Here is a 25,528-nt window from a genome sequence, read left to right as displayed (position 1 = left end):
AGGAGATGGTGATGCCGTACCGCACGATGAAGGGCGGCCACGTTCCGATCCGGATGTGGACCGACCCGGCCGACGTCGAGACGATCGCGCTCGACCAGCTGCGCAACGTCTCGAGCCTGCCGTGGGTGCACGGCGTCGCGGTCATGCCCGACGTGCACTACGGGAAGGGCGCGACGGTCGGCTCGGTGATCGCGATGCGCGACGCCGTGGCGCCGGCCGCGGTGGGCGTGGACATCGGCTGCGGGATGACCGCGGTCAAGTCCAGCCTCACCGTCGCGGACCTGCCCGACGACCTCGGCCGCCTGCGGGCGAAGATCGAGAAGGCCGTTCCGGTGGGGCGCGGCGCGCACAAGACGCCGATCGACCCGTCGGCGGTCCCCGGCCTGAAGGAACGCGGCTGGTACGAGTTCTGGAAGCGGTACGACGAGCTGGCGCCGGTCGCGCGGTCCCGCCGGGGCAAGGCGACCTCGCAGCTGGGCACGCTCGGCTCGGGCAACCACTTCCTGGAGGTGTGCGCCGACGACGAGGGCTCGGTCTGGATCGTGCTGCACTCCGGCTCCCGCAACATCGGCAAGGAGCTGGCGGAGCACCACATCGAGGCCGCGATGCGTCTCCCGCACAACCAGGACCTGCCCGACCGCGACCTGGCGGTCTTCCTCAGCGGCACGCGGAAGATGGAGGAGTACCGCCGGGACCTGTTCTGGGCGCAGGACTACGCGCGGCGCAACCGCGCCGTGATGATGGCCCTCACGCAGAACGTCGTCACCCGGTTCTTCGCGGGCACGCGGGTCCGCTGGGACGACATCATCTCCTGCCACCACAACTACGTGGCGGAGGAGGTCTACGACGACGTCGAAGTGCTCGTCACCCGTAAGGGCGCCATCCGCGCGGGCGACGGCGACCTCGGGATCATCCCGGGCTCGATGGCGACCGGCACGTACATCGTGCGCGGGCTCGGCAACGAGAAGGCGTTCAACTCCGCGTCGCACGGCGCGGGCCGGAGGATGAGCCGCAACCAGGCGAAGCGCTCGTTCACCGTGGACGACCTGATCGAGCAGACCAAGGGCGTCGAGTGCCGGAAGGACTCCGGGGTGATCGACGAGATCCCGGGCGCGTACAAGGACATCGAGTCGGTGATCGAGGCGCAGTCCGACCTGGTCGAGGTCGTCGCCCACCTGCGCCAGCTCATCTGCGTGAAGGGCTGACAGGGCCCCGCCGGGCCACGGCCCGGCGGGTGCCAGGGCTCCCCGGGAGCCGTTGAGCCGTCCCCACCGGGGAGGTGGGGACGGCTCCGGCGTCGCCTCACCTGAGGCCTCTGAGCGCGACCAGGCGGTGGGACGCCTTATCGGTACGGTCGGACGCCGAGACCCCAGCGGGCTCCCTTACGCGGAGAAGGCCACGGCCACCCGTCCGGTCTGTGACGTGAGGACCACGATGGGCACCGAAGGCGAGACCTGGCTGCCGAAGCCGGCCGCCCCGGCGTGGCGGTCCCTGGAGAGCGCCGACTATTTGACCCTGGAGAAGTCCTGCCCCGCAGACGAAGCGGAATCTGGGCTTCGAGGCGTTGGGACAGTCAACCGAGTAGCGGGCGATATATCCGGCGCCCCAGCCGAGTAGATAATTAGGAGGGCCATTGAATCGCCGGCTGTGTATGGTGCAGGAAGTGGCGTCTTTGGCGGCGACGCCGTAGCCCTCGCTGTAGCCGCGATGGTATTGCGCCTCTATATCCGGCTCGGGGCTAGGGTTATCGGTCCGCTGAGAGAAGTAACCCGCGACCGCGCCTGCGGGCACAGTCGTCGCCTGAGCTGCTTCAACGCTCCCGAGGGCGAGTCCGGCGCCGAGCACTGGCGCGACCAGTATCAGGCGATGTTCGTGACACATGCCGCCTCCTCCCGATTCGGCCGCTGGCGGCACACGACCGATGTTGCCCGTTCGGCTGACAGTAAAGGGCGTGTCCCGCTGGTCACCCGCTTCCCACTGAAACCGAACGCAACGGCGCAAATCAACATCATTATGGCCAATAATTCGTCAGTTGATTTTTGCGGGTAGATAAGATTGGCGTTGACCGTAACCCCGCTGGCGGGCTCTCCGGGAGCCGTCGAGCCGTCCCCACCGGGAGGTGGGGGCGGCTCCGGCGTCACGGTAATTGAGTAATCCCCTACTCACGCCTGCCGACGTGACCATCGAGAACGATTCGTACGAAGACGGGGGACCCGAAACAACCGCGAAGGGGGATACGGGTGATCGTACGATCGAGACCGATCCACTGGGTGACCGTGGCGCTGCTGGCGCTCGCCCTGGCCATGTTCGTCCCGCCGGGAGGGCCTGCCGGAGCGCGGACCGGAACCTACCGGCTGGCGATCCTTCAGGTCTCCTACGCCGACTCCGCCGATCATGACTATTCGACGGCGCAGTTGCAGGCGGCGGGCGGGGAGCTGTCGACCTACTTCGGTCAGCTCTCCAACGGCCAGCTGAACTTGCAGGTCAGCGTCTACTCGGCGCCTCTCACCGAGTCCTGGCAGACCCGCGCGCACTACTGGACCGGCGTCGGTGACGACCTCCTCCAGCACGCGGTGAGCGCGGCGGCGGGATCGGGTCTGCAACTGTCCGGGCTCGACGGCGTCATCGTGCTGAGCCCGGGTACGGGTGGTGACTTCACGATCGACCCGCGGCAGGTTCACGCCGGTGGTGTGACGCAGACGGTTCAGAACTCATACGACTTCGAGCAGTGCGGGGGCGGCTGCGGGCCGGCGGGCGGCCACACGCCGGGGCTGTCGCGCGTGTGGTGGAACGGTTGGGCGCACGAGATAGGCCATCAACTGGAGCTCGCGGACGGCACGGTCCTCGGCGGGAACTGGAATGGGCATCCCGGCCAGTACAGCAGCGGCTACGACCTCATGGACAGTGGCTACCCCGACAGCGAGAGCGTGTACGGGCTGTCGCGCCCGGAGATCGGTACGAAGGCCGTCTTCCCCGGGTGGCTCCCGGCGTCGAAGGTCAGTTCGGATCCGGCGCCGTCCTCCGGCGCCCCGGTCAGCACGAACTTCGATCTGGCGCCGATCTCGCAGGCATCCTCCAGTACGTCGAACCTCCAGGGCCTCAAGCTGCCGATCGCTCCAGGCGTGTACCTCACCGTCGAGGCGCGGCGGCGTGTCGGGGCGGACAGCTACAGCGTCGGGCCGGGGATCTTCGATGAGGGCATCCTGCTGCACTCGGTCTCGGAGATGAGCGACCCGCCGGTGCGCCCGATCGACTCGTGCGACTACGTCGGCTCCGGCGGGTGCGTGCGCGAACGCTCCGACTCCCGGGCGATGTCGTGCCAGGGCGGTGGCACGACAGTGGCCGCCTCACACCCGTACTGCTGGCCGTACGCGCTCTTCCACGTCGGCGACACCTACACCGACGCCGCCGACAACATCACCGTACAAGTGACCGGGCAGAACCCCACGACCGGCACCTATCACGTGGTCGTCACGCGCGGCGTCATGACGGGGCATCCCCAGTTGTACGTCACGCCGTGGCAGACGGCACCGATGCACACCTGGGAGACCCGGGACATCTGGGTGGACAGCTCGTGCAACGGCTACGGCGTCTACAAGTACGGCGCCTATCCCGCGCCGGACGGGAACGTCGGGCAGGGCAACGGCGACGATCCCTGCGTCGGTCATCCCAACCGCGTCTACGTACGCGTCCACAACGTCGGAACGACTCCCGCCGAGCACGTCGTGGTGAATTTCAAGGCCAGCAACCCGCTCGGCACCGGAGTGGGCCCCGACACCGGATGGAGCGACATCGGGTCCGCGAGCGAGGCCGGCTTCCCCGCGCTCACCGCCATTCCCGCCGGCGGATACGCCGACGTGTACGTCGAGTGGACGCCGAACGTGGACCCGTCCCGGATTCCGGACGCCACGTCGTTCTCCTTCCACAGCTGTCTCCAGGTCCAGGTCTCGAGGGCGCCGGGTGAGACGAGCGACGCCGGCCACCTGGCACAGGAGAACTTCGACTACTTCCAGGCGCAGACCGGGATGGACGGCGGCTCCGGGTTCGCCCCGCACGACGTCAACGTGATCCAGCGCAGCATCCACCTCGTGAACGAGTACTCCAAGGCGGATCAGAACCCGCGGCTCTTCTACATCAACACCTCGGGCACACTGCCCGACGGCGCGGAGTGGAAGGTCGGCGACGGGCAGAGCAGGATCCTGCTGCAGAACGGCGAGGCGCGCGATCTGCCGGTCACGGTGACGCTTCCGGCGGACATCCCTGCGGGCCGCCAGTACCGGCTGAACGTCACGGCCGGAACGGTCTTCACCACGACGAATCCGGCCATCCCCGACCGGGGGGTGGCGCCGCAGACACAGACGGAGTACCGGGACGTCGGCGGCGTCGTCATCGACGTCGACACGGTGCAGCAGAGCGCGATCAGCCTGACCGGCACGCAGTACCAGAACGCCGAACTGGTCGCCGACGGCAAGTTGATTCCGGGACTCGCCGGGCAGATCGTTACCGTCGACTACCTGAGCCCGGACGGCGCGCAGTTCTCGCACCAGGTCCAGGTGCAGTCCGATGGGACGTTCAGCGACAAGTTCTCCCCGCCGAAACCACAGGTCGGCAAGTGGCGGCTGCGCGCCATCTGGCAGGGCACACAGTCGATCTCCAGCGCGGTCACCACGGTCGACGCCGTGGTGTCGCCGACCGGGTGATCCGTCCGTAGGAAGGACCGGAGCCGGCGCCGTCACGGTGCCGGGCGGCCCTCGACGCGGCGTGGACGGCTCGTACCGCCGTCCACGCCGCTCGCGCGGTTCCGGGCGTCCGGGCGCGGGTTCCGTCATAAGTCGTGAGCGCGCGGGAGATCCGTACGGCCGCCGCGCATCAGGCGGGCGAGTTCGGCGCGGCCGGTGACGCCGAGCTTGGCGTACGCCCGGCTCAGGTGATTGTCGACCGTGCGCACCGAGAGCACCAGCGTCGCGGCGATCTCCCTGCTCGTCGTTCCGCGCGCCGCCAGTTCGGCGATCTGGCGCTCCCGGTCGGTCAGCTTGGGCATGCTGAGCGCCCGCAACGCCGGCGTGACCGCGCCTTCGCAACGGCTCGCGAGGCGGCGGGCGCGGTCGCCGGCCGCCGGGCTGATCCGTGCGGCCTGCGCCACGGCGTCGGCCGCGTGCAGGGTCAGGCCGAGTTCCTCGAAGCGATCGGCCGCGCCGAGCAGCCCGCGCACGTCCCCGTCGGCCAGTGCCCTGGCGTGCCGGGCGAACACGTCGCCCAGCGGCCCCTCGCACACGTCGCTCAGCGCGGTGAGCCGCTCCGCCGCCGGTTCGGCGTCGAGCCGCATCGCGTCGTGCAGCGCGGCGGCCTCGAACCCGGTGAATCCGTACGACCGGGCCCGACGAGCCGTGCGCAACGCCGCGGCGCGGGCCTCGCGCAGGCGGCCGGTGACCGCCAGCACCCAGGGCTCGGCGAGCTCGATGAGGGGATTGAGCAGCTCGAACGCCGCCGAACGCGACTCACCGGCGGTACGCAGCGCCGCCACCGCCGTGTCGGCGTCACCGGCCAGCGCCGCGGCATGGGCGAGCTCCGCGAGGCACAGCGGCGCCCACGGCGACCCGTCCAGGTTCGCCACGGCATCGCGCTGCCAGCGCACGGCCTCGGCGACCCGGCCGCGGTACCGCGCCGCCCAGCCACGCGACATGGAGAGGCAGCCGAGCGCCCAGGGCCAGCCGCCCACCGTGGCGAGCCGTTCGTACGCCTCCTCGGCGGCGCGTTCGGCGGCCGGCAGCTCACCGGCCAGCAGATGCGCCAGCGTCAGCATGCTGTCCATGCCGACCTGCAGGAAGGGGGCCTGCGGCGCCCACGCGTCGACGGTGGCCATGGCGGCGTCGGCGGCGGCCCGCGCTCCGGACACGTCGCCCGTCACCGCGCGCACGTGGACCAGGACGCCGTGCGCCTGGGCGGTGGCCGGCGGCGGCAGCGGCGGGCCGCCGAGCAGCTCGGCCGCCACCGCCACGGCCGGGCGCCACTGCCCACCGAGCATCTGCTGCGCGGCGCGCAGGCTGACGAGGAGTCCGGCCAACTCCCGCACCGGCTGACGCGCCGCCTCCTCATCGAGGACGCGCAGTGCCTCGTCCAGCCGGCCCAGTCCCCAGCCCAGGTTGATGGCCCGGTTCACGGCGTAGCGGGTGCGCTGGAACTCGTCGGAGTCCGCCAGGTCGGCGAGGGCGAGCGCGGCGGCGGCCTCTTCGGGCTGCGCGGACCAGATCCTGAACTCGGCGAGCATGAGGGTGGCGTCCAGGCCGCCACCCGCCGCGACCGCGGCCTCGGCGAGCCGGAGCGCCAGCGACAGGTCGGACACCGCGTACGCGAGTGCGGCGGCGGCCAGCAGCGGTCCCGGTTCGGTGGCGGTGCCGCTCTCGAGCCGCCACGCCGCGATCCGCATGACGTCCTCCCGGCGCCGATGGCCGTACGCCTCTGTCACCGCCGCCAGCTCCGCCTGACGACGACGAGCCCGCAGCACCGGGCGGGACGCGCGGATGACCTCGCCGTAGATCGGGTGCGCGAGCCTGAGCTGGGTGCGGCGGCCGTCCCGGAGCACGGACGCGAGCTGCGCCTCCTCCACCGCCTCGCATGCCTCCGCGGAGGTGAGCGCGATGAGCGCGGCCAGCCCCACCGGCTCTCCCAGCGACAGGTACTCCAGCACCGCGAGCTCATCGCCGCCCAGCCCGGCCAGCCGGTCGTGGACCAGTTCGGCGAGTCGAGGGGAGATCCGTACGGCACCGGAGCCGCGCGGACTCCTCGCCTCCCGCGTACCGCCGAGAGCGTCGCCGCTCAGCGTCAGTTCCCGCAGCATCAGGGCGTTCCCGCCGGTCAACCGATGAAGCCGGCGCACGGCCGACTCGGAGATCGCGGGCAGGACCGCGCGAACGTCGTCCACCGTGAACGGGCCGAGCTCCGACCGCGCCACCCAGTCGTCCTTCCACAGCGCCGTGATCGCATCGGGTGCGGGTTCTCGGCTGCGCACGGTCAGCAGCAGGAACGCCCGGCCGGCGGCGGCCAGGTGCAGCAGCAGAGTGGCCGAGGCGTCGTCGAGCAGATGCGCGTCGTCGACCGCGATGACGCGTCCGGAGAGCGCCTCGGCCGCCCACCGCACCATCCCCGCCGGTCCCGCGTCCACCGGCGGATTCGGGGGGAGATGAGGGGCGAACACGCCGAGCGGCAGTCCCGCGCCCGCCCGGGTGGCCTGTACGGACACGACGTCCCGGTCCGCGCACGCCTCACGGAGGAGGCGGCTCTTGCCGACCCCCGCCGGACCTGCGATCAGCAGGCCCGCCTTGGCGCGAGCACCTACTGCGGCGCGGATTTCGGCTATTTCGTCCACGCGACCTACGAAAGGCCAGACGCCGACCATGAACGGATCTTAAAGTCGGCTTCCCGGAAACCGGCATGATCCGGCCTCATCCGGCCCATCTCGCAGCGCCGCGTAAGGGCACCTCTCCGGGCGGAGTCCCACGTTCGCCTACCGCCGAGCGAGCCACCGCTCCGTCGGCTCCGCCTGATACGGCAGGTCGTAGTGGGCGAAGACGGCCTCCTCGTCGCCGGCGAGCAGTTCCCCGTCGATGTCGATCGACGGAGCGTCTTTGACCTGGTCGCGGGTGCGGGTGATGCGGATGTAGCCAGGGCCGACCGTGGCATCGGCCAGGGGTACGAACACCAGCCGGTAACGGGTGGGCAGACCGACCCGGACGGTGGCGAACGAGGGCTGATCCGTGCGGGTGTCGACGTACACGGCTTCCAACTTGCCGATCTTCTTGCGGTTCGCGTCCACCACGTCGTGGCCGCGCCATTCGCGGATGTCGTGAGCTTCCAGCATCCTGCCGCTCCTCCCTGGTGGACGGATCTACAGGGGCGGGGGAGGCGCTCTCCTTCACCGGAGGTGTGTCAACGACGGCCCTGCCCCCTGGGCCGCGTTCCAGTCGCGCGCCGCGCAATGGTTTCCCCAAACCGTGTGCCCGGCGGCCTCGAGTCGCACGGGGCGGGAGCCGGTGAGCCGTCCCCACCGGGGTGGGGACGGCTCGGGCGTCGCCTCATCTCAGAGGGTCCTACGGTGACGCGACGGCGCGGGGGCGGTCAGTCCAGCCAGGGCTTGATGGCGCCGACCTTGATCTTGGAACTCGGGGTGTTGGAGTTCCACTTGACGGGGGCGAACGTCCCGGCCTTGGGCGACACCGTGACGCGGACGTACGCCGGGTGGACGGGGTGCGTGCCACCCGTCGTGAAGGTCAGGTCGAACACCGCCTCCCGTCCGGGACCGACCAGGGCCTGGCCCTTGGCGCCCCGGTAGACGCCGATGACCTTGTGCTTCTTGTTCAGCAGCCGCACGACCGGCCGGCCGCTGAGCAGGCAGGTCTTCTTGCCCTTCGTGCTGATCGACAGCGGCTGGTCGACCTTCTTGCCCTCGGGGTAGCCGTGGGCGAACTGGAGGACCAGACGGTTCTTGGCGACCGAGCAGGCCGGCGCCTTCGCCGCCGGCGTCGCGGCCTGTGCCGGTGCGGCCAGGCCGGCCACGGCGATGGCGCCGGCGACGCCGGTCATCGCGAGCGTGGTGCTGAGCTTCACCTGGGTGACCCTCACTCTCCGTTGAGCGTGGCTCCCGCTGCGCGCGGGAGGGACGGAACATCCTGTCCAAGGCCATGATCATCTAAATCCACGGTACGAGGCGCCGTTTCGTGACAAGTCCCGTCAAGGCCGCGATGAGCGGAGGAGCCGACCGCGGGCGCGCGGATCGTCGGCGCGACGGCATAGGCTGGAGTGTCCGCATCGACAGAGGGGGTTCGTCCTTGCTGGTGGACGGGTTCGGCCGGGTGGCGACCGACCTTCGCGTGTCCCTGACCGACCGCTGCAATCTGCGTTGCTCCTACTGCATGCCCCCCGAGGGCCTCGAGTGGCTGCCCAAACCGGAGCTGCTCACCGACGACGAGGTCGTCCGGCTCGTACGGGTGGGCGTCGAGCGCCTCGGCATCACCGAGGTCCGCTACACCGGAGGCGAGCCGCTGCTCCGCAGGGGGCTGGTGGACATCGTGGCGCGCACCACCGCGCTGCGCCCGCGCCCGCAGGTCTCGCTGACCACGAACGCCATCGGGCTGGCCCGGCTGGCCGGGCCGCTGCGCGAGGCCGGCCTCGACCGGGTGAACGTCTCCCTCGACACCCTCGACCGGGACACCTTCGTGCGCCTCGCGCACCGGGACCGGCTGCCGGACGTCCTCGCCGGCCTCGCCGCCGCGCACCGCGCCGGGCTGCGGCCGGTGAAGGTGAACACCGTGCTGATGCGCGACGTCAACGACCACGAGGCGGCGCCGCTGCTGCGCTTCTGCCTGGAGCAGGGCTACGAGCTGCGCTTCATCGAGCAGATGCCGCTCGACGCCCAGCACGGCTGGCGCCGGGACGACATGGTCACCGCCGACGAGATCCTCGACCGGCTCACGACGGAGTTCACGCTCGTACCGGACGACGCCGCCGCACGCGGTAGCGCCCCGGCCGAGGCGTTCCTCGTCGACGGCGGCCCCGCGCGGGTCGGTGTCATCGGCTCGGTCACCCGGCCGTTCTGCGGGGCCTGCGACCGGGTCCGGCTCACGGCGGACGGCCAGATCCGCAACTGCCTGTTCGCGCGCGAGGAGTCCGACCTGCGCGCCGCGCTGCGCTCCGGCGCCTCGGACGACGACCTCGCCGAGCGCTGGACGGCCGCGGTCGCGGCCAAGCGCGCGGGGCACGGCATCGACGACGTCGGCTTCCTGCAGCCCGCCCGTCCGATGTCCGCGATCGGCGGGTAGAAAGGACGCGTGACCGAGCAGCCGCAGGAACACCGGGTCGAGATCACCGTTCCGCCCGACCACGAGGTGGGGGTGTACGCCGGGTTCGCGTCGGTGTGGCGCACCCCGGACTCGTTCGTCATCGACTTCTCCACCGCGGTGCGTCCCCCTGAGGTGATGCAGGACACCGAGAGCGGCGCCTCGTACGTCCATGTCCCCGCCCAGGTGGTGTCCCGCGTACGCATCCCGCCGAGTCAGGTCTGGGAGCTGATGAAGGCCCTCGAGCAGAACCTCAGCGCGTACGAGCGGGAGAGCGGCAAGAGCGCGCATGACGACGGATGACGCGTACGACGCCGTGATCCTCGCAGGCGGGGCCGCGTCGCGCTTGCGCGGCGCCGACAAGCCCGGTCTGCTCGTCGGCGGGCGGACGCTGGTGGAGCGCGTCGGCGCGGCCGTGGCGAACGCGCGGCGCATCGTGCTCGTGGGGCCGGACCGTCCCGAGCTGTCCGCCGCGGTCGTCGTCCGGGAGGATCCTCCGGGGGCCGGGCCGGTGCCCGCCCTGCGCGCCGGGCTGGCGCGGGTGGAGGCGTCCTGGGTGGCCGTGCTCGCCGCCGACCTGCCGTTCCTCACTGCCGATGACGTCGACGCGCTGCACCGTCGGGCCCGCGGCCGGGCCGGGGCCGTGTACGTCGACGACGGGGACCGTCCTCAGTGGCTGACCGGGGTGTGGCGGACTTCGGCCCTGCGCGACGCACTGGCCGGGTATCCCGGCGCGTCGCTGCGCGGGCTGATGGCACCGCTCGACCCGGCCCGCGTACGGGCCGCCGGGCGCCGCCGGCCCGCGTGGTACGACTGTGACACGGAGGACGACGTCGTCCAGGCGTCCCGGCTGATCGAGGAGAACGATGCTTGAGGAGTGGCTCGACACGGCATGCGCGGAGCTCGGCATCGACCGCGCGGAGGTCGACCGTGACCTGGTCCTCGACCTCGCCCGCGACGTCGCGCACGGGGTGGCCCGGCCCGCCGCTCCTCTGACGGCCTACCTGCTCGGCCTGGCCGTGGGCCGTGGCGAGCCCGCCCGGGACGCGGCGGCCCGTATCACCGAACTCGCCACCGAGTGGCCCGCGCGCCGGGAGGGCCGGCCGTCGTAGCCGTACGGCCGCCGGGGCGCGGGAGCCGTGACCTCACGACCGCAGGAGACGGGGACTGCTCTCACGACCGCCGGGGGCGGGGCACGGCGCGGCCGACGGTCATGGCCGCCACGACCGTGAGGGCGGCGAGCAAGGGCAGCGCGGGGGCGACCGGGCGTCCCCAGGTCAGCAGCACCGCTTCCAGCGCGGCACCGCCCAGGGCCGCCGCCAGCACCGCCGCGCGGCGGCGCATGGTGAGCGGTGATCCGGTGGTCGCCGTCTCGGTCATGAGCGAGGTCAGCGTTCCGGTGAGGTAGGTGGTCGCGGCCCCGCTCACCGCGAGCGCGTTGACCGCCGTGCTCTGCACGCCCATCGCCGCGGCGGCCACGGCGATCAGCGCGACCTGCGGGGCGGTGCCGGGCCGGGCCGCCGCGGCGAGCCAGCCGGCGAGCACGGTGGCCTGCGCCACGGGCACGGCGGCCAGCGCGGCGACGACCCGTCCGGGCCACGGCCCGGCGCCCGCGGGCGACGTGTCCCGCAGCCACGACGCGGCACCGAGCACTCCGGTCGCGTAGGCCGTGATGGACACCACGGAGCGTACGGCGCCGCCCGCGTCGGCGTGGACGACGGCGACGCCGAGCAGCACGAGATTTCCGGTCATGACGCTCGTGAACACGGCGCCCAGCGCGACGAAGCTGAACGCGTCGGCCGCCCCGGAACCCAGCGCGAGCAGAAAGACGGCCGCCGTGACGGCGCCCTCCCGTGGTGCGACGGGCCGTGCGGACCACCCGGAGCGGAACGACCGCGCGAACCGCCGGAACCGCGCCGGCCGCGGCGTTCGTCTCCCAGGGCTCACGCAGATCGTGTTCCCGCCTGTGCCCGTTCCATGGCGGCCGCGACGACCCCGATCACGCTGCGCTTGATCTTTTCGCGCCGCGCCGCATGCCGTGGACCGCTAGGCTCGCCGAACGATTTCGCCGGAAATGTCGGGAGAGTTGTTGGGTTCCCTCATCGGGGTGGGTTCCGGCCATGGAGGTATCGCCGCGCCGGTTCCCCCGCATGTGGTTCAGCGTCCCCGCCTCGCGTGGCTGGACGCGCTCCGTGGGGTGGCGGCGCTGACGGTGGCCCTGCACCACGCGTCCTACGACTACCTTCCCGGAGTACGGCAGGCGGTCCTCGGCTGGTTCGACGCAGGTACTTACGGCGTCATGGTGTTCTTCCTGGTCAGCGGCTACATCGTGCCGGTGTCGCTGGAACGGGACGGCAGCGTACGGCGGTTCTGGATCAGCAGGGTCTTCCGGATCTATCCGCTGTGGACCGTCGCCTGCGGCGTGACGCTCGGGCTGATGACCGTCGGCCTGTATCGGAGCAGGGGAGGGCCGAACGGCCTGACCGCGACGATCGCGCACGCCACGATGCTGCAGGATCTGCTCGCGGTGCCCAATGTGTTGAACGTGCTATGGACCCTCTCTTATGAGATGGCGTTCTATCTGCTGGTGGTGGCCTTCTTCGCCGTCAGAATTCATCGCCGCTCGACGACGATCGCCCTCGTCTTCTCGATGGCGAGTCTGACGTTAGGCGGGGCGCTTCCCACCGCGGCGCTGTCCGGGTCCCCGTACAACGACATGATCGTGCTGCTCGTCGCCCTACTGGGGGTGGGGGCGATCGCTCTCGCTTCGCGGAGGTCGGTCACCGGCGCCGTACTGGGGGGCGCGCTGGCCATCGTCCTCGTGGCGGTGAACGGCCGGGTGAGCCCGGCGGAGGGACTGGCCATCCTGGCGGTCATGTTCACCGGCACGGCGATCCATCGGGCCGAGAAGGGGCAGACCGATCACCGCGTCGCGACATCGGCCATCGGCGTCGTGCTGTTCGCGACGTTGCTCACCGGCGTATGGAACATCTATCGCGAGGACATCTCGCTGCAACGCGGCTGGTGCACCGCCATCGTGGCGGCGGCGATGACGTTCTGCCTGGCCATGGCACTGCGCCATCGTCGGATCCCCGGGTGGCTGAGCGGCCTCGGCAGGATCAGTTATTCGCTGTACCTGTTGCATCCGGTTCTTCTCGCCGTCTTCCGCGTGGCCTTCGGCGGCGGTCCGGATCGCCCGGAGCACGGCAGCGTCCTGCTGTTGATCGCCTTCGTCCCCGTGCTCGTAGCCCTGAGCTGGATGGCGCAGCGTTTCGTCGAGGCGCCGGTGCAGCGCCTCGGTCGTCGGCTGTCCGGAAGAGCGGAGGGGACGGGGGACGCCCTTGCGGGCGCCGCTCTCGTCAGGGGCGAGCAGGCGTAGGTCCGGAGGCGGCCTAGCGGATGTCGTCGACCGGGACGGTGTCGCGCAGGAAGCCCCGGCGCGCCAGGAACGTGCTCAGGTGTTCCTTGTGGTCGTCGCAGGCCAGCCAGATCTTGCGCCGGTCGGCATCGTGGATCTTCGGGTTGTTCCAGCGCAGTGCCCACCGGGCGTCGGCCCGGCAGCCCTTGGCGGAGCACTGGAGAGGTTCTGCGGCGGTCACCTTCCCAGTCTGGCGGATCCGTGAACCGGCCGTGATCCCACGGCGGCGTGATCCGCGCCGCAGCTCATCCACTCCACCCTGACTGTACGTATTCGTAGTGATTTGTTTGGGTTGTGGGTGTCCGGGTAACGGGGGCGCAACGGTTGAGCAGACAGCCGATCCCGCGCGGGCGGGGCTGTCGCTCGTCCCGGGGATCGGCGGAGGAGGAGGCACCGTGCCGTCCGATCGTGGGTCCCGGGACGTCATCGACGTGCTCACGAGGGATCATCGCCGAGTGAAGGAGATGTTCGTCCGCGTCATCGCGATTCCTCCCGGAGACAGCCGGCGCCGCTATTTCGTGGCGAGCGTGATCACCGAGCTCATGCGTCACGCCCTGACCGAGGAGATGTACCTCTATCCGGCGGTCCGGGCCCACGTGCCGGACGGCGACCGGCTCGCCGCGGAGAAGATCGCGGACCACGCCCTGGCACGGCAGACGATCAACGAGCTGGACGGACTCGACCCGTCGGACGCGCGGTTCGACGAGGTGTTCCGCCGCCTCTACGGGACCACCCAGGAGCATCTCGCGGACGAGGAGACGAACCTCTTCCCGCGACTGGCCGGCGCCTGCGACACCACCATGCTCCACGACCTCGGCACCAAGGTCGAGCGGGCCAATCGGGCGACGCCCGTGTGGCCGTCCGCCCAACCGGCCGACGTCCCGCCGCTCCACGGATGGTCCCGGCCCGGGCTGACCGATCATTCGGGCCCGGGGCTGGACGGCTGGCCGGGCTCCGGACCCCTCACGCGGTGAACAGGAGCAGCCCGAAGAGCGCCACCCCCGCGGTGAGCCACGCGGCGTACTCCCCGACATGCCCGGAGTGCGCCGCCCGCAGGCGATCGACCACGGGCCGCAGGACGCGCGGTACCGGGTAGCGGAGGCCGAGCACCGCGACCACCGTCGCCAGCACGACGCCGGCCGCTCCGCCGGCGAGCCCGGCGGTGGCCCACAGATGGAGCGGAACAGATGCCGCGCGCCAGACGCCGCCGGACAGCACCGCCGAGACGTAGCCGCCGTGGTCGACGAAGACTCCCGCCGCGTGCGAGACACCGCGGCCCAGGCCGGGGACGAGGCCCAGCGCCACGGCGCCCGCGGCGAGGACGACGGCCGGCGCGGCCATGGTCCAGGGCAGGCGCGACAACCTCGGCCCGGTCTCGGTGTCCTCATGCTCGGCGGTGCCGCCGCCGGACGGGCCCGCGCCGCGGAACACGCGGAGCCACACCCGCAGCACCGCGCCCGCCGTGAGCGCGGACGCCACCACGCCGACCGGCGCGGCCCACCACCAGCCCGCGCGCTCGGCGGCCTCGTCCATGACGGTCTTGCCGGCCCACAGCCCCGAGGGCGGCATTCCCGCCAGGCCCAGACCGCCGACGAGGAACACCGCGCCGGACACCCGCATCGTGCGCCCGCGGCCGTGCAACTCGCGTTCGTCGAGGGTCTCGAACCGGTTGAGCAGCGTCCCCGCGGCGATGAACAGCGCGGCCTTCACGCCCGCGTGGCCGAGTACGTAGTACGCCGCTCCGGCGAGGGAGTCGTGGTCCAGGGCCGCGACCCCGAGCAGGATGACGCCGACGTGGCTGACGGTCGAGTACGCGAGCAGGCGCTTGACGTGGTGCTGCAGGACGCACATGACCCCGCCCAGCAGGGCGGTGGCGACGCCGAGGACGGCCAGGGCGGGCCCGGTCCCGGGCACGGCCCCCGCGAACGTCGCCCAGTACGTTCGCGCGACCGCGTAGGCGCCGAGTTCCACCATGACGCCCGAGAACAGCACGCACACCGGCGTGGGGGCGACCGCGTGGGCGTCCGCCAGCCAGAAGTGGAAGGGCACGGCCGCCGCCTTGACCAGGAAGCCGGTACAGATCAGGAGGAACGCGACATTGACCAGGCGATGGTCCTGACCGGGCAGCCGCGCCCCCATGGCCGCGAACCCCAGCTGCCCGGTCCGGGCGTACAGCAGGCCGATCCCCATCAGCGTGATGTACGCCCCGAGCGAGTTGATCACACCGAAGTTCAGCGCTCCGTGCACCGTCCGCGGCTCTTCGGCCTTGTAGCCGGTCAGGACGTAGGCGATGACGCTCATCAGCTCGAAGAAGACGAAGGCGTCGAACAGGTCTCCGGTGAGGACGAACGCGCACATGGCGGCGGTGAACAGGAGCATCAGCGCGTGGTAGATCGCCTGCACCTCGACGAGGTACCGCCACGAGAACACGAGGGCCGCGAGCGTCAGGACGGCGACGAGCAGCGCGAGGCCCGCCGACATCGGATCGGCGACGAGCGGGATGCCGACGCTCACACCCGCCCGCGGCCGCCATCCCCCGAGCCACGCGACGACCGGGTGCCGGAGCGCGTCCGCCAGCACGACACCGAGCAGCACCGTCACGGCGAGGACCGTTCCGGTCGCGACCGTGTCGACCAGCGGTCGCGGCAGCCACCGGCCCCCCGCGGCGAGCAGGACCGCGACCATGACGGGTGCCGCGATCGCGGCCTGGAGTATCACTCCAGTGGCCGCAGTTCGTCCGGGTCGATGGTGCCCTGCCGCTTCGCCACCTGGACGGCCAGCGCGAGCAGCAGGGCCGTCGCGGTCGCGTTCACGACGATGTCGGTGAGCGCCATCGCCTGCACGACCGGGTCGACGACCTTCCCGGTGGGCTGGATGTCGGAGAACACCGGAGCGGTCCCGCCCTTGCGGTAGCCGACGGTCAACAGCAGGACGTACGTCGCCGACTGCGTCACCGACAGGCACACCACGACGTGCACCAGGTTCCGGCTCGTCACCATGCCGAAGATCCCGGCGAGCAGGATCCACCCGGCGGCCAGATACGGCAGGTGAGTCATGCGCCCTCCTTCGTCGGAGGAGTGACCAGAGACGCTGTGCTTACGGTTCGCTCGCTGCGCTCGCTCACGCGCCCTCTTCGCGTACGAGGAGCGCCTGCTCGAAGAACTTGGCGAGCACCAGGACGATCGCGCAGCCGACCTCCAGCCCGACCAGCGTGTTCCCCGTTTTCACCAGTCCGGCGCCGGCCAGGCCGACCATCACGAAGGCGCCCGCGGCCAGGGCCTCGCCCGCCTCGAAGGCCGGTACGGGACGCAGCCGTGCCAGCGCGGGATAGTCGCCGGTGAGGTAGAGGAGGTGCAGGGCGGTGCCGAGCACGACGCCGCCCTGGAAGCCGCCGCCGGGGGAGAGGTGACCGTGCGCGACGATGTACACGCCCACCAGGAGCGTCACGGGGAGCAGGACGTAGCCCGTGAGACGCAACGCGTCGAACACGTCGGCGGGCCCGTACCCGTGCTCGCCCGCCTCATCCTCCCGCTCCCGCCGGACCATGCGCAGCAGGACGACGGCCCCGAGCGCGGACGCGAACAGGATCAGCTCCTCGCCCACGGTGTCGAAGGCGCGCTGGTCGAAGTTGACCGACGAGACGACGTTCTTCGTCTTCTCGGCGATCGCGGAGGCCACCGCGCGGTCGCCGTACGGGTGGAACCGGCCCCCGAAGTCGGGCAGGCGGAACGCGGCCAGCACGAACAGCACCCCGAGCCCGGCCGCGCCAACGGCGAAGACGGCGAACCGCACCCCGCGGCTCACCGGCGTTCGCCGCCCTGCTTGCGGATCGCGTGGATCGCCAGGATCACCACCAGCGGGACCACGACCGTGCCCACGGCGATCTGGGAGAGCGCGACGTCGGGCGCCTGCAGGACCAGGAACAGGATGCCGAGTGTCACCCCGTAGGCGGACAGCACGATCGCCTGGCGGGCCGGATCGCGGGTCAGTACGACCGCGGTCGCCATGACGACGACCAGCACCAGGGACACGATGAGGAGGGCGTCAGTCATCGGGCCCTCGCCGCGCGCGTGCGGTGGCGACGACGGTCGCCGGTCCGGTGCCGATGAGCAGCAGGCCGATGAGGACCAGCTTGAACACGTCGTGCCAGGACGACCACGTGCGCAGCGCGAGCCCCGCGACGACCAGAGGGGCGGTCAGCACCGTCACCGGCCCGATGAAGTGCAGCCGGGCGAACAGGTCCCTGGTCAGCACCAGTCGGATCGCGCTCAGCGCCGCGACGGCGACCCCGGCCCAGATCAGGACGGTGCTCACAGGGTCCGTCCGATGAACCGGGCGTACACCAGGGAGCCCGCGAACGACAGCAGGCCGAGCACGAACGCGACGTCGAGGTAGGCGGGCCGGTCGTACCCGGCGGCCAGGAGCAGGAGGACCAGTGTCGCCGCCGGTCCCGCGAGGATGAGCCCGGTCAGCCGGTCGGCCGGATCACCCCACAGGGTCGCGAGCAGACAGGGCCCGACGGCGGCGATCAGCAGGACCAGCGCGGCGGTCAGCATGAGGTCAGCTCCCGTTCGAGGCGAGAGGGGCGGTCCTCCGCGCGGTGCACCCGGATGGTTTCCCGGTCCGGAGACACCTGGATGACGTACGCGCCCGGCGACACCGACAGCAGGAGCGTCAGCACACCGTCGCGGTGGGACGGCGGCGAGACCTCGGCGAACCGGCCCCGCCGGGCCGGTCGCAGGAGCAGGACGCAGTCGCGGAGGATCTGCGGGGGCAGCAGGAGCAGGACGCGGAGCCGGGGGCGGGCGACCGCCAGGTCGGGCAGCAGGGTCCGCCGCGTGGCGACCGCCGCCGTGGCCCCGAACGCCGCCGCGGCGGCCCCGACGACGAGCTCGGTCACCGAGACCGTCGAGATGATCCCCAGGTAGATCACGTACAGGGCCGCCCACCACGCCGCCGACTCGACGACGGACCGCGTCAGGCCGACCGTCCGGTCGTCGTGCCCGGATCCTCCGCCCGCGTCGCCTGGCCGCCTTCGTCGGAACACGAATGGCCGTATACCCGCTCGCCCGACCCGAAACCCGGACGCCGCGCGGCGGTCCGCTGCCGCGTCGGGTCGATGAACACGTGCGGGGTGACGGACAGCCGTTCCCCGACCCGCCGGTCGATGTCCTCGGCCATGTCCTCGACCTCCTCGGCGGTGATGTCGTCGACGAAGCTCGCCCGCGCCGCGATGAGGAGATGGTCGGGCCCGAGTCGCATCGTCAGCAGCTCGGCCACGTCGTCGACGCCCTCGGTCGCATTGATCTCCTCGGTGATCAGCCGCTGCTCGTCGGGGTCGGCCGCGTGTCCGATGAGCATGTCCCGGCTGTCGCGGCCGAGACGGTACGCGACGACGATGAGCAGCACGCCGACGGCGACGGACGCGGCACCGTCCCACACCGATGAGCCGGTGAGCTGGGTGAGCAGCAGACCGCCCCCGGCGAGGACGAGACCGATGACGGCGGCGGTGTCCTCGAACAGTGCCGCCTTGACCGTCATGTCCGGGCTGCGGCGCACGTGGTCCATTACCTCCCGGCCCTGGTTCTCGGCCTCCTGCCGCATCTGGTGGACGGCACGGGCGAACGAGATCCCCTCGGCCACGAACGAGACGGCCAGCACGATGTACGCGATCAGCGGGTCCTCGTGCCCATGGGGCCGCAGCATCGCGAGGATGCCCTCGAACACGGAGAATCCGGCACCCGCCACGAAGATCCCGAAGGCCGCCAGCAGCGACCAGAAGTAGCGCTCCTGCCCGTAGCCGAACGGGTGGTCGCGGTCCGGCGGTCGGGTGCTCTTGCGCAGCGACGTGAGCAGGAACGCCTGATTGAGGGTGTCGGCGAGGGAGTGGGCCGCCTCGGCGAGCATCGCGCTCGAACCGGAGATCAGGCCGGCGGCCAGTTTGGTCGCGGCGACCACCAGGTTGGCGGCCCCGGCGACGAGGACCGTACGACGGGTTGACCGATTCATGGGGGTTCCGTTACCCGCGTAAGACCCGTCGATACGCGCCCGTCCGAGTCCCCTGCGCGAGAAGGCCGAGTCCCCTGCGCGGGGCGGCCGGGTCGCCTGCCGTAGGACGGTCGGACCCGGCCACCGGCTCGGGGCGGTCGCCGGCGGTCGCCAAGGGATGCGCCCCGTTCGGCCGACCGGCCACGGGAAATGGCCGGTCGGCGATGCTGGATCGATACGAAGGGCGGATCCGCGCACACGGACGCAGCGTCTAACGTGAACGACCGCACGTCACCCTTTCCCCCACCTCAGGATCTGCTGATGATCGAGGCGAAGAACCTCACCAAACGTTACGGCGACAAGGTCGCCGTGCACGATCTGACCTTCACCGTCGAGCCCGGCAGGGTCACCGGGTTCCTCGGGCCGAACGGCGCCGGGAAGTCGACGACGATGCGCCTGCTGCTCGGCCTCGACCGCGCGGACGGCGGCGACGCGACCATCGCCGGCCGGCACTACCGGGACCTGCCGCGGCCGCTCTCGGTGGTCGGCGCGCTGCTGGAGGCACGGGCGGTCCACACCGGGCGCAGCGCCTACAACCACCTGCTGTGCCTGGCTCAGACCCAGGGCGTCGGCCCCAAGCGCGTCCAGGAGGTCATCGACCTGGTCGGGCTGCACGAGGTCGCCCGCAAACGCGCCGGCGGCTTCTCGCTGGGCATGGGGCAGCGGCTCGGCATCGCGGCCGCCCTGCTCGGCGACCCGGCCGTGCTGATCCTCGACGAGCCGGTCAACGGCCTCGATCCCGAGGGGATCCTGTGGATCCGCAACCTGATGAAGTACCTCGCCGCCGAGGGGCGCACCGTCTTCGTGTCGAGCCACCTGATGAACGAGATGGCGGTCACCGCCGAGCACCTCATCGTCATCGGCCGGGGGCGGCTCATCGCGGACTGCTCGACGGAGGAGTTCATCGAGCGCAGCACCGAGCAGCAGGTGGTCGTCCGCAGCCCGGACGCCGAACGGCTCGCCGCCGTCATCGGTGAGGAGGGCGGCAAGACGACCCTGGACGGCGACGGCGCCCTCCTCGTGTCCGACCTGGAGGCTCCGCGCATCGGTGAGCTCGCCGCCGCCGGCGGCTTCGTGCTGCACGAGCTGACCCCCAGGCGCGGCTCGCTGGAGGAGGCATTCATGGAGCTGACCCGCGAGAGCGTCGAGTACGGCGCGGCGTCGGCCCCGCACGTCGAAGGAGACCCGCGATGACCACCGCTCCCAGCGCGACCGCCGGCCCGGCCGCTCCCGCCGACCACCGGCCGGGCTTCCACCACCTGCTGCTGAGCGAGTGGACCAAGATCCGCTCAGTGCGCTCGACGGTGTGGTCGCTGATCCTGCTGGTCGTCCTCGACCTGGGCTTCACCGCCCTGTTCATGGCCGTCACCGTCGCGCAGTGGGACAAGACCGACCCGGCGGGACGCGCGTCCGTGGCCGCCGACCCGGCGAGCACGATCCTCGGCAGCGGGTTCTTCCTCAGCCAGCTCACCGTCTGCGTGCTCGGCGTCATGGTGATGGCCTCGGAGTACTCCACCGGGATGATCCGCGCCAGCCTCCTGGCGGTGCCCCGGCGGCTGCCCATGCTCGCCGCCAAGGCGACGGTGTTCGGCCTGCTGATCCTGGTCCTCGGGACGGTGGTGTCGTTCGCCTCCTTCTTCATCGGCGCGCCGATCCTCCACTCCAAGGTGCCGGTGTCGCTGAGTGACCCGGGCGTCCTGCGCGCCATCGTCGGCGGCGGGCTGTACCTCGCCCTGCTGGGGCTGTTCGCGCTGGCGATCGGCGGGATCGTCCGGCACACCGCGGCGGGCATCACGGGGGTGATCGGGTTCGTGCTGGTCCTCGCCCCGTTGACCCAGTTGCTGCCCGGCAGCATCGGCAAGCACGTCCATGCCTACCTGCCGTCCGAGGCGGGCCATCTGATCGCCCAGGCGCATCAGGGCAAGAGCGACCTCCTGACCCCGTGGCAGGGGTTCGGGGTCTTCTGCCTCTGGATCGTCGTGATGCTGGCGATCGCGGCGATTCTGTTGAAGCGGCGCGACGCCTGACGGGCGGTGAACGGGCGGCCGACGGCTCGCCGCCCTGGTCGACCGGGAATCAGCCCAGGTCGGCGGCGAACTGAATAAGGGGAGAAAAGTGGCGACGCCGGGAGGATACGGGGGCAATCCTCCCGGCGCCGCAATCATCGGTGTTCCGACGGGGGCCCGGAACACCGGCACGGGCGCCCCGACGGGGGACCAGAGCGCCGGAACAAATCGTACACCGAACCCCCCCTCTGTTAGTCAAGAGATTGTCACGAGCCGATTTCGTCGTGCGGGCCGGAAATCTCTTTTCGGTCAACGGTGTTTGGCTCGTACGGCGTGAATCGAGAGGCCGAGTCGGGCTCACGGCCGCCGTTCGCAAAGATGACGGCGACGTAGGGCAGCAGCACCGCGCCGAGGAGCGCGACGATCGCCAGCCACCGCCACGCGCCGTGAAGCGTCACGGCGAAGATGATGCTCAGCAGGAAGCAGAGCGCTCGCACGCCCATCGTGAGCAGGTAGCGGCGCTCGCGGTAGCCGATGTCCTCGGACAGGGGCCGGCGGGCGTCCGTCACCGTGTACACCACGGGCCGCTCATGTCGCCGGGTCGACGGTCTCACCTTCACACCTCCACGGTAGTCCTCGGACGGAACCGGGCAAGTGCCCGGGTGATCCGCGCCGGGTCCGGTACGACGCCCCCGCCCGAGACGGCCCGCCGGGTCACCCGGCCACCTCGGGCGACGCGGCGGGACGGGGACGCCCGCTTCGCGTCGCATGGCGCGTGCGGCGGGCGGGAAGAAGGATCAAAGCATGTTCATCGCGGCGCGGGAGGAACTGTCATGACGGACCGGACATACCGGGTAACGGAGATCGTGGGCACCTCACCGGACAGCGTGGACGCCGCGATTCGCAACGCGCTCAGACGGGCCGGGCAGACGCTGCGGCACCTGGACTGGTTCGAGGTCACCGAGGTGCGCGGCCAGATCGTCGACGGCGAGGTCGCCCACTACCAGGTGGGCCTCAAGGTGGGCTTCCGCCTCGAGGACACCTGAGCGGCACGCCCGCCGCACACGCGGCGACGGACCGATCCCCCGGTCTCCCGTACGGCCACCGGCCCCGTACGGGCCCCTGTGTCTCCCGCACGGTTCCCGATCCGTGCGGACCGAGCTGGATCTCCCGCACGGCTACGGGAAACCGTACGGAGACCGGAGCGCCGACGGCCGGCCGACCGGTCCGAGCCGGCCGACCGCTTTGTGGACGCGGTCGGCCGACTTTACGGACATAGTCGGCAGGGGAGATCGTTAGCTGGCTTTGCTGACCGTCGACATGTTGAAGTCGGTGATCCGGAGCGGCGGCATCGCCGTACGGGTGAAGTAGTCGGACCACTCGCGGCCGAGCGTCCGCTGCGACGCGCCGGCCTCCGCGATGCGGGCCAGCATGCCGACCGGGCTCTCGTTGAACCGGAAGTTGTTCACCTCGCCGACGACCTCGCCGTCCTCCACGAGGTACACGCCGTCGCGGGTCAGGCCGGTGAGCAGCAGCGACTGCGGGTCGACCTCGCGGATGTACCAAAGGCAGGTGAGCAGCAGTCCGCGTCGGGTGCCGGCGATCATCTCGTCGAGCGTCTTCGCGCTGCCCGGCACCTCCATCAGCAGGTTGTCGACGCCGGGAGTGAACGGCAGGCCGGTCAGCCTGGCCGAGTGACGGGTCTGCAGCAGCGCGGACAGCCGGCCCTCGGAGATCCAGTCGACCGACCGGAGCGCGACCCCGTTGTCGAACGCCGACGAGTCACGGCTGGACGCGTGCGCCACCGCGAACGGCGTGCACTCCAGGCCGGGCGCCGCCGGGTCGCTGTACAGCCGGACCGGCGTGTCGGTCAGGCTCTCGCCGACCCTGGTGCCCCCGCCCGGCTTGCTGAAGACGGTACGGCCGTCGTTCGCGTCACGGGCCCCGGCGGACCAGTAGAGGTAGACCATGAGGTCGGCCACCGCGCTGGGCGGCAACAGCGTCTCGTAGCGGCCGGCGGGCAGGTCGATCCGCCGCCGCCCCCACTCGAGGCGCCGGGCGAGGTCGCCGGCGAGCGCCGTGACGTCGACGTCGCGGAAGTCCCGGGTGCCGACGCCGTTCCAGGCGGACCGGGACAGGTCGTCGGACTTGGCGTTCAGCTCCACCTTCCCGGTCGGCTCGTCGGACCGGAGCCGCAGTCCCGTCGAGGTGCCGAGGAAGGTGGTGTTCATCGAGTGCTCGGCGAAGCCGTACAGCCTGCGGGCGTTCCCCTCCGCCGCGGCGAACGCCTCCCCGAGCGACGGCGCGAAGCCCTCGAAGACGCCGATGGACGTCTCGGCCGGCGGGTCCTCCCAGCGGCCGCTCGGACCGGCCTCGGCCGCCTCGATCAGCGCCGTGGCGTCCTCGGCCGGGGCGTTGTCGGCCGCCGCGCGCTCGGCCGCGCGGACCAGGTCCTCGACCTGGTCCGGAGTCACTCCGGCACGGGACATGACACCCGTCGAGACGCCGTCGGCCTTGTTCTTGATCGCGATGACGGTGAGCCGCCGGGAGCGGGTGACGCCGTTGGTGGTCAGCGTGTTGCCCGCCCAGCGCAGGTTCGTGCCGCTGGACTCCTCGGCGATGACGACGCAGCCGTCGGTGCGCGACAGCGACAGCGCCCGCTCGACCGTCTCCTGCGGGGTGGTCACTTGCCCGCCTCCTTCACCGCGTTGAGGATGTTGACGCCGCGGAACAGCGCGGCGGGCGTGCCGTGGCTGACCGGCGCGACCTGGCCGGGCTGGCCCTTGCCGCAGTTGAACGCGCCGCCGAGGACGTAGGTCTGCGGCCCGCCGACGGCCTCCATCGAGTTCCAGAAGTCGGTGGTCGTCGCCTGGTAGGCGGCGTCCCGCACCTGGCCCGCGAGCCGGCCGTTCTCGATCTTGAAGAAACGCTGGCCGGTGAACTGGAAGTTGTAGCGCTGCATGTCGATCGACCAGCTCTTGTCGCCGACCACGTAGAGCCCGCGCTCGACGCCGGCGATGAGCTCCTCGGTGGACGGGCCGTCCGGGGCCGGCTGCAGCGAGACGTTCGCCATCCGCTGCAGCGGCATGCTCGACGGCGAGTCGGCGAACGCGCAGCCGTTGGACCGCTCCGCCCCGGTCAGCCGCGCGATCCGCCGGTCCAGCTGGTAGCCGACGAACAGGCCGTCGCGGACGATGTCCCAGCGCTGCGTCTCGACGCCCTCGTCGTCGTAGCCGATCGTGGCCAGGCCGTGCTCGGCGGTGCGGTCCCCGGTGATGTTCATGACCTTGGAGCCGTACTGCAGGCTGCCGAGCTTGTCGGGCGTCGCGAACGACGTGCCGGCGTAGGCCGCCTCGTACCCGAGCGCCCGGTCGAGCTCGGTCGCGTGTCCGATCGACTCGTGGATGGTCAGCCAGAGGTTCGACGGGTCGATGACGAGGTCGTACGTCCCGGCCTCGACCGACGGCGCCGCGAGCTTCTCCGCCAGCAGCTCGGGGATGCGGGCCAGCTCGTCGTCCCAGTCCCACGCGTTGCCGGTGAGGTACTCGTAGCCGCGGCCGGCCGGCGGGGCGAGCGTGCGCATCGTGTCGAACGCGCCGTCGCGGATGCCGACGGCGGTCAGCACCGGGTGCAGCCGCACCCGCTGCTGCGTCGTGACGGTCCCCGCCGTGTCGGCGTAGAACTTGTTCTCCTTGACCTGCAGGAGCGACGCGTCGGCGTGCGCGACGCGGTCGTCGCGCAGCAGCCGGGCGCTCCAGTCGGCCAGCAACGCGGTCTTGTCGCGTACGGCGACGTCGAACGGGTCGACCTCGTACGCGGAGATCCAGACCCGCTCGCCGTGCGCCGGCTCGGCGGCCAGCTCGATGCGTTCGCGGTTGATGGCCGCGGCGACCTTGGCGACCTCGACCGCCTGCTCGGCGACCCGGACGGCCGCGTCCGTGGTCAGGTCGATGCCCGAGGCGAACCCCCAGGTGCCGTTCAGGATCACCCGGACGGCGAAACCCGTGTCGTCGGCGTCGACGGCCGTCTCGAGGTTGCCGTCGGACAGGCGCAGCGTCTGGTGACGGATGCGCTCGAGGCGGAAGTCGACGTGCTCCGCGCCGAGTTCGCGCGCCCTGGACAGCGCCGCGTCGGCCAGCGCCCGCGACGGTAGCACGGTGAAGTCTGAGTCGATCTCTCTCACTTGAGCAACCTACCGCGTCCTACAAAGACCGGCCGGTCCT

General features: G+C 71.4%; 28 protein-coding genes. 12 read left to right on the top strand and 16 right to left on the bottom strand.

Going from position 1 to position 25,528, the window contains the following annotated elements; all coding sequences use genetic code 11:
* Nucleotides 1-11 precede the first annotated feature (11 nt).
* The 3 genes from AB0L00_RS16165 (at nt 12) to AB0L00_RS16155 (ending at nt 4,700) form a co-directional block, all read left to right on the top strand.
* Entirely contained in the window at nt 12-1,205 is a 1,194-nt protein-coding gene (locus tag AB0L00_RS16165) for an RtcB family protein (RefSeq protein ID WP_345346957.1), read from the top strand.
* A 502-nt stretch (nt 1,206-1,707) separates the two neighbouring features.
* A complete protein-coding gene (locus AB0L00_RS16160; RefSeq protein ID WP_364434036.1) occupies nt 1,708-2,049 on the top strand; it encodes a hypothetical protein in 342 nt (113 codons plus the stop codon).
* 191 nt (nt 2,050-2,240) lie between these two features.
* On the top strand, nt 2,241-4,700 hold the full coding sequence (locus AB0L00_RS16155; RefSeq protein WP_364434034.1) for a hypothetical protein: 2,460 nt from the start codon (nt 2,241-2,243) through the stop codon (nt 4,698-4,700).
* Between the two features lie 125 nt (nt 4,701-4,825).
* Here the strand turns inward: AB0L00_RS16155 and AB0L00_RS16150 are convergent, their stop codons facing one another.
* The 3 genes from AB0L00_RS16150 to AB0L00_RS16140 form a co-directional block, all read right to left on the bottom strand.
* Nucleotides 4,826-7,366, bottom strand: a complete 2,541-nt coding sequence (locus AB0L00_RS16150; protein WP_364434032.1) for a LuxR C-terminal-related transcriptional regulator — start codon at nt 7,364-7,366, stop codon at nt 4,826-4,828.
* Between the two features lie 138 nt (nt 7,367-7,504).
* Nucleotides 7,505-7,858 carry a PRC-barrel domain-containing protein gene (locus tag AB0L00_RS16145; RefSeq protein WP_364434029.1) on the bottom strand — a complete coding sequence of 118 codons (354 nt, stop codon included), beginning with the start codon at nt 7,856-7,858 and terminating at the stop codon, nt 7,505-7,507.
* Nucleotides 7,859-8,115: 257 nt separating this feature from the next.
* Nucleotides 8,116-8,604: a DUF4232 domain-containing protein gene (locus tag AB0L00_RS16140; RefSeq protein ID WP_364434027.1), complete on the bottom strand. Its 489-nt coding sequence runs from the start codon at nt 8,602-8,604 to the stop codon at nt 8,116-8,118.
* Nucleotides 8,605-8,825: 221 nt separating this feature from the next.
* Here AB0L00_RS16140 and moaA point away from each other — a divergent pair, with 221 nt between their 5' ends.
* The 4 genes from moaA to AB0L00_RS16120 are packed head-to-tail and all read left to right on the top strand — an operon-like array spanning nt 8,826 to nt 10,945.
* On the top strand, nt 8,826-9,815 hold the full coding sequence (gene moaA / locus AB0L00_RS16135) for a GTP 3',8-cyclase MoaA (RefSeq protein ID WP_364434024.1): 990 nt from the start codon (nt 8,826-8,828) through the stop codon (nt 9,813-9,815).
* 9 nt (nt 9,816-9,824) lie between these two features.
* On the top strand, nt 9,825-10,136 hold the full coding sequence (locus AB0L00_RS16130; RefSeq protein WP_364434021.1) for a DUF3467 domain-containing protein: 312 nt from the start codon (nt 9,825-9,827) through the stop codon (nt 10,134-10,136).
* Nucleotides 10,123-10,707 carry a molybdenum cofactor guanylyltransferase gene (locus AB0L00_RS16125; protein WP_364434019.1) on the top strand — a complete coding sequence of 195 codons (585 nt, stop codon included), beginning with the start codon at nt 10,123-10,125 and terminating at the stop codon, nt 10,705-10,707. Before AB0L00_RS16130 ends, AB0L00_RS16125 begins: the two co-directional genes overlap by 14 nt.
* Entirely contained in the window at nt 10,700-10,945 is a 246-nt protein-coding gene (locus AB0L00_RS16120) for a DUF6457 domain-containing protein (RefSeq protein ID WP_345346927.1), read from the top strand. The genes AB0L00_RS16125 and AB0L00_RS16120 overlap by 8 nt, the downstream gene beginning before the upstream one ends.
* 61 nt (nt 10,946-11,006) lie before the next feature.
* Here the strand turns inward: AB0L00_RS16120 and AB0L00_RS16115 are convergent, their stop codons facing one another.
* Nucleotides 11,007-11,780: a YoaK family protein gene (locus tag AB0L00_RS16115; RefSeq protein ID WP_364434016.1), complete on the bottom strand. Its 774-nt coding sequence runs from the start codon at nt 11,778-11,780 to the stop codon at nt 11,007-11,009.
* A gap of 205 nt (nt 11,781-11,985) precedes the next feature.
* Between AB0L00_RS16115 and AB0L00_RS16110 the strand changes: the two genes are divergently transcribed.
* Nucleotides 11,986-13,212 carry an acyltransferase gene (locus AB0L00_RS16110; RefSeq protein ID WP_364434014.1) on the top strand — a complete coding sequence of 409 codons (1,227 nt, stop codon included), beginning with the start codon at nt 11,986-11,988 and terminating at the stop codon, nt 13,210-13,212.
* A 13-nt stretch (nt 13,213-13,225) separates the two neighbouring features.
* Here the strand turns inward: AB0L00_RS16110 and AB0L00_RS16105 are convergent, their stop codons facing one another.
* On the bottom strand, nt 13,226-13,432 hold the full coding sequence (locus AB0L00_RS16105) for a hypothetical protein (protein ID WP_345346921.1): 207 nt from the start codon (nt 13,430-13,432) through the stop codon (nt 13,226-13,228).
* Between the two features lie 97 nt (nt 13,433-13,529).
* On the opposite strand from AB0L00_RS16105, the gene AB0L00_RS16100 reads away from it, so the two are divergent.
* Nucleotides 13,530-14,225: a hemerythrin domain-containing protein gene (locus AB0L00_RS16100; RefSeq protein WP_364434012.1), complete on the top strand. Its 696-nt coding sequence runs from the start codon at nt 13,530-13,532 to the stop codon at nt 14,223-14,225.
* Here AB0L00_RS16100 and AB0L00_RS16095 read toward each other — a convergent pair.
* The 8 genes from AB0L00_RS16095 to AB0L00_RS16060 all read right to left on the bottom strand — a co-directional run bounded on the left by AB0L00_RS16095 (nt 14,215) and on the right by AB0L00_RS16060 (nt 19,260).
* Nucleotides 14,215-15,969, bottom strand: a complete 1,755-nt coding sequence (locus AB0L00_RS16095; protein WP_364434010.1) for a proton-conducting transporter membrane subunit — start codon at nt 15,967-15,969, stop codon at nt 14,215-14,217. The genes AB0L00_RS16100 and AB0L00_RS16095 overlap by 11 nt on opposite strands.
* Entirely contained in the window at nt 15,966-16,307 is a 342-nt protein-coding gene (locus tag AB0L00_RS16090) for a cation:proton antiporter subunit C (RefSeq protein ID WP_364434007.1), read from the bottom strand. Before AB0L00_RS16090 ends, AB0L00_RS16095 begins: the two co-directional genes overlap by 4 nt.
* Nucleotides 16,308-16,371: 64 nt before the next feature.
* Complete coding sequence (locus tag AB0L00_RS16085; protein ID WP_364434004.1) at nt 16,372-17,055, bottom strand: MnhB domain-containing protein; 684 nt, start codon at nt 17,053-17,055, stop codon at nt 16,372-16,374.
* Entirely contained in the window at nt 17,052-17,303 is a 252-nt protein-coding gene (locus AB0L00_RS16080) for a DUF4040 domain-containing protein (RefSeq protein ID WP_364434001.1), read from the bottom strand. Before AB0L00_RS16080 ends, AB0L00_RS16085 begins: the two co-directional genes overlap by 4 nt.
* A complete protein-coding gene (locus AB0L00_RS16075) occupies nt 17,296-17,565 on the bottom strand; it encodes a monovalent cation/H(+) antiporter subunit G (protein WP_364433998.1) in 270 nt (89 codons plus the stop codon). The genes AB0L00_RS16080 and AB0L00_RS16075 overlap by 8 nt, the downstream gene beginning before the upstream one ends.
* On the bottom strand, nt 17,562-17,807 hold the full coding sequence (locus AB0L00_RS16070; RefSeq protein WP_345346900.1) for a monovalent cation/H+ antiporter complex subunit F: 246 nt from the start codon (nt 17,805-17,807) through the stop codon (nt 17,562-17,564). The genes AB0L00_RS16075 and AB0L00_RS16070 overlap by 4 nt, the downstream gene beginning before the upstream one ends.
* Nucleotides 17,801-18,298, bottom strand: coding sequence for a hypothetical protein (locus tag AB0L00_RS16065; RefSeq protein ID WP_364433995.1), 498 nt, complete (start codon nt 18,296-18,298; stop codon nt 17,801-17,803). The genes AB0L00_RS16070 and AB0L00_RS16065 overlap by 7 nt, the downstream gene beginning before the upstream one ends.
* On the bottom strand, nt 18,229-19,260 hold the full coding sequence (locus AB0L00_RS16060) for a cation diffusion facilitator family transporter (RefSeq protein WP_364433992.1): 1,032 nt from the start codon (nt 19,258-19,260) through the stop codon (nt 18,229-18,231). The genes AB0L00_RS16065 and AB0L00_RS16060 overlap by 70 nt, the downstream gene beginning before the upstream one ends.
* Nucleotides 19,261-19,560: 300 nt before the next feature.
* Between AB0L00_RS16060 and AB0L00_RS16055 the strand changes: the two genes are divergently transcribed.
* Both AB0L00_RS16055 and AB0L00_RS16050 read left to right on the top strand, forming a co-directional pair.
* The gene (locus AB0L00_RS16055; RefSeq protein ID WP_364433989.1) at nt 19,561-20,493 is read left to right on the top strand and encodes an ATP-binding cassette domain-containing protein; all 933 of its coding nucleotides are present in this window, start codon (nt 19,561-19,563) and stop codon (nt 20,491-20,493) included.
* Complete coding sequence (locus AB0L00_RS16050; RefSeq protein WP_364433986.1) at nt 20,490-21,326, top strand: ABC transporter permease; 837 nt, start codon at nt 20,490-20,492, stop codon at nt 21,324-21,326. Before AB0L00_RS16055 ends, AB0L00_RS16050 begins: the two co-directional genes overlap by 4 nt.
* A gap of 245 nt (nt 21,327-21,571) precedes the next feature.
* On the opposite strand, the gene AB0L00_RS16045 is transcribed toward AB0L00_RS16050, so the two are convergent.
* Nucleotides 21,572-21,886, bottom strand: a complete 315-nt coding sequence (locus AB0L00_RS16045) for a DUF3099 domain-containing protein (protein ID WP_364433983.1) — start codon at nt 21,884-21,886, stop codon at nt 21,572-21,574.
* A 252-nt stretch (nt 21,887-22,138) separates the two neighbouring features.
* On the opposite strand from AB0L00_RS16045, the gene AB0L00_RS16040 reads away from it, so the two are divergent.
* Nucleotides 22,139-22,351 (top strand): dodecin, encoded by a 213-nt coding sequence (locus tag AB0L00_RS16040; protein WP_364433980.1) that lies wholly within the window; start codon nt 22,139-22,141, stop codon nt 22,349-22,351.
* 249 nt (nt 22,352-22,600) lie between these two features.
* Here AB0L00_RS16040 and AB0L00_RS16035 read toward each other — a convergent pair whose 3' ends face one another.
* Nucleotides 22,601-23,992, bottom strand: coding sequence for a metallopeptidase TldD-related protein (locus AB0L00_RS16035; RefSeq protein ID WP_364433977.1), 1,392 nt, complete (start codon nt 23,990-23,992; stop codon nt 22,601-22,603).
* On the bottom strand, nt 23,989-25,488 hold the full coding sequence (locus tag AB0L00_RS16030) for a TldD/PmbA family protein (protein WP_364433974.1): 1,500 nt from the start codon (nt 25,486-25,488) through the stop codon (nt 23,989-23,991). Before AB0L00_RS16030 ends, AB0L00_RS16035 begins: the two co-directional genes overlap by 4 nt.
* Nucleotides 25,489-25,528: the final 40 nt, after the last annotated feature.

Origin of the sequence: Actinoallomurus sp. NPDC052308 (assembly GCF_040679195.1) — a bacterium.
GTDB classification, from domain to species: domain Bacteria; phylum Actinomycetota; class Actinomycetes; order Streptosporangiales; family Streptosporangiaceae; genus Actinoallomurus; species Actinoallomurus liliacearum.
Note: the sequence above shows the minus strand (reverse complement) of the source record. Positions and strands in the feature narration are given on the sequence as shown.